The following is a 3,092-nucleotide window of genomic DNA, read 5'->3' on the forward strand; positions in this document are numbered from 1 at the left end:
TATAGATAATTCAAATAAAAACTACAGCTTCGACTTCGCTCAGCTAGCTTACACCGAGGGCTGAGCGAAGTCGAAGCCCGTCTACAAGTTATTTAAAACGACTATATTAGATTATTGCTTGACGATCTCATTGCGATCGCTATCGCGCCAAGGGGTTTCGACAAAACTAGGAATCGGTGACTTGGGTAAGCCCCATTTCGTAACTAAATATTGGAGTACGCGATCTTGCGATCGATGAAACGCATCAATATCGCCATCGCCACGATTGACGATCGCAAACCATATTGCCCCATGCTGCTGGGTCTGAACGACTCCTGCTAGGGCACTGACATCCGAGAGCGTACCAGTTTTAAGGATGGTTCCTTTCGGTATTTTGCGCCCTTCGATAGTGCCGCAGTTACAATCGCTACTGGGGAAGAGGTCGGCGAGGGTTAAGCCTTCCACCTGAGCGCGATTATGCACTGCCATCAAAATTGCGACCACCGCACGGGGAGAAATTTGATTGGCTTGTCCCAGCCCCGAACCATTAATCAATCTAATTTCTGAAGCAGGCATATCGGTGGCATTAGAGGCGATCGCCGCCACCTGTCTGCCTCCGCCCAATTGCGAGGCAAGCATCTCTGCCATCTCATTATTACTGAAGGTATTCATCCGCTTCAGAATTTGCCAGAGGGGAAGTGAAGCGTGACGAATCAATAATTTACTGGTGGAAATATTCGCTGGGGGGAGATTGGAGACAGCTCGGACATTACCAAGAACGGTAATTTGGGGTTTCATTGTTCCCGCTGGCATAGTCGCGTACTGCTCGGCAACCTCTCCCTCCCATCGACTACTATCTAGAGCTAAACGAAGTAAATTAGCCGCTTCCTGAGGATTAGCCTCAAAATTCATCGCAAATCTACCCGTGACAATCAGATTACCCTGAATTCTTTTAATACCTAGTTGATTGAGTTTATTGCCAAGGGCGATCGCCTCCTCCCACACAAAAAACGGATCGCCGCTACCCTCAATAATCAGATCTCCTTTGAGAATCCCCCCCCCAAGATTGCCCGTGCCCCAGATATTGGTAATAAAGCGATAGTTAGAACCCCATGTTTGCAACGAAGCTAGGGTGGTCGCAATTTTAGTCAGTGAAGCCGTTGGCAAAGGTTGGCTAGATAATCGACCTGAGGCAATTTCGCCATCGTGGGACTGAATCCATACCCCTTGATCGGGATGAGTTAACCCTGCCTGCTTGAGTTCGTCGAGCATAATCGCGATCGCTTGATTCACCACTGGATTGGGTAGCGCCCTAGCACTAGCCTCCGAGACTAAAACAGGACGAGTAACATAGCTCATTAGCGATCGAGGAACGGTTACCACCTCACGACCATTGAGGGCTTGGGTCGAAACTGATAATAGCAAAGCGCCTACTAGACTCCACATTGTCATTAGGTAAACCAAAACTAGAATGAACTAAAACTAGAAATATATATGCGATGACACCAGCACAGATATTCTAATCGTGTATTCTAATCGTGAAACATCGCTTTTTCGAGTTGTTGTAGAGCAATTTCTAGATCGTCGTTGACAATTGTGAGATCAAATTCGTTAGCGGCGGCTACCTCCAGTTCAGCATGGTGAAGACGTTTGCGAATTTGCTCGTCACTATCGGTGCTGCGATCGCGCAAACGACTTTCTAAGACTTGCATCGAAGGCGGCGCAATAAAAATGCGTTGAGCATTGGGGAATGATGTAGCTACCTGTCTTGCCCCCTCCAATTCGATTTCTAACAGAACAATCTGCCCCATGGCGATCGCGCGTTGAATTGGCGCGATCGGAGTACCATAGAGATTTCCCGCATATTCTGCCCATTCCAGAAATCCCCCCGCATCGCGTTGCTGCTCGAATTCAGTACGGCTCCAAAAAAAATATTCTCTGCCATCCTCTTCCCCCTTACGTGGCGATCGGGTGGTTGCGGAAATTGAGAAATGAAAGCGATCGGCATACCGTTCTAGCAGTTTCTTTAGTAGAGTGCCTTTACCGACCCCACTCGGTCCCGTAACAACAATTAACTTACCTTCACTCAAAGCTTCGTAAATCCCTAATTAAATTGGCAGATAAATTGGCAGATAAATTGGCAGATAAATTGGTAAATAAAACCGATAGTGATTTGTAGTGATTTGTAAGGTCGTCAAATCCAAATCATATTGAGAATTATTACATTTAAAAATCCTTGACGAGCAAGGATTTCTAAATTGCTTTAAATTTAATCCGTAGCCCCTTCTTTACTGATGACAAAACGATTAGCAACAGTTTCAGGTTGAATAGCAGATAGAACCACATGACTAGAATCGGTGACAATAACGGCTCTTGTCCTTCTCCCATAGGTGGCATCGACTAATTTACCATGTTCGCGAGCATCACTAATAATGCGTTTGATAGGGGCAGATTCGGGACTAACGATCGCCACAACTCGGTTTGCGGACACGATATTACCAAAGCCGATATTGATGAGCTTGATATCCATAGTTTTATCGACCTAGAAATCGATTTAGAGGTAATGTAGCTTCATTTTTCTATGTATTCTCCCATTATCATACAAAAAATCTTTCGTGACGATATATTTTGTCATATATAGCAGTCCTAAATCATTTATGAGAGAAATAGGGCTTCGACTTCTTGCGGCGATCGGTATACTCTGACTGAGTGAAGTCAAAGCCTCTCACATATTATGAATTGCCAATAGCAATCCTAAATAGCTGGGCATAATCAAAACCTGTAGCGCAGGCACAGCGTGCGCTACAGGTTTCTAGATTTTATATTTAATTGCGCCCATCTAATTAAATGTGTTGTCAATTTTTGAGTTTATGGAAACATTAGCCTTTGAGATACGCTTCCATAAAGCATTCATAAACTATTAATAAACCCTTTAGGATTGCGATTTAGGATTGCGATCGCCATAGCCATTAGGAAGATATACTCACGGACTTCTTTTTTGAATTAGGAAGATATACTTACTAAGTTTTTCCAAATCAATAGCCATTAGGAAAATATACTTACAAATTTATTTTCTGGATGAGTAGTATAGCAGTAGCCAGTTATGTTAGGAC

Annotated in this window: 3 protein-coding genes; all 3 read right to left on the reverse strand. The window is 44.1% G+C overall.

Features of this window, described 5'->3' with window-relative positions; translation table 11 throughout:
- Positions 1 to 111 precede the first annotated feature (111 nt).
- Positions 112 to 1,404, reverse strand: a complete 1,293-nt coding sequence (locus tag AC805_RS20935) for a D-alanyl-D-alanine carboxypeptidase (RefSeq protein ID WP_231663983.1) — start codon at positions 1,402 to 1,404, stop codon at positions 112 to 114.
- Positions 1,405 to 1,511: 107 nt separating this feature from the next.
- Positions 1,512 to 2,069: a guanylate kinase gene (gmk, locus tag AC805_RS20940; RefSeq protein ID WP_197278807.1), complete on the reverse strand. Its 558-nt coding sequence runs from the start codon at positions 2,067 to 2,069 to the stop codon at positions 1,512 to 1,514.
- A 179-nt stretch (positions 2,070 to 2,248) separates the two neighbouring features.
- Complete coding sequence (gene remA, locus AC805_RS20945) at positions 2,249 to 2,509, reverse strand: extracellular matrix/biofilm regulator RemA (protein WP_009629073.1); 261 nt, start codon at positions 2,507 to 2,509, stop codon at positions 2,249 to 2,251.
- Between the last annotated feature and the right edge of the window lie 583 nt (positions 2,510 to 3,092).

It is taken from the genome of Pseudanabaena sp. 'Roaring Creek', from assembly GCF_001402795.1.
In the GTDB taxonomy this organism is placed as follows: Bacteria; Cyanobacteriota; Cyanobacteriia; order Pseudanabaenales; family Pseudanabaenaceae; genus Pseudanabaena.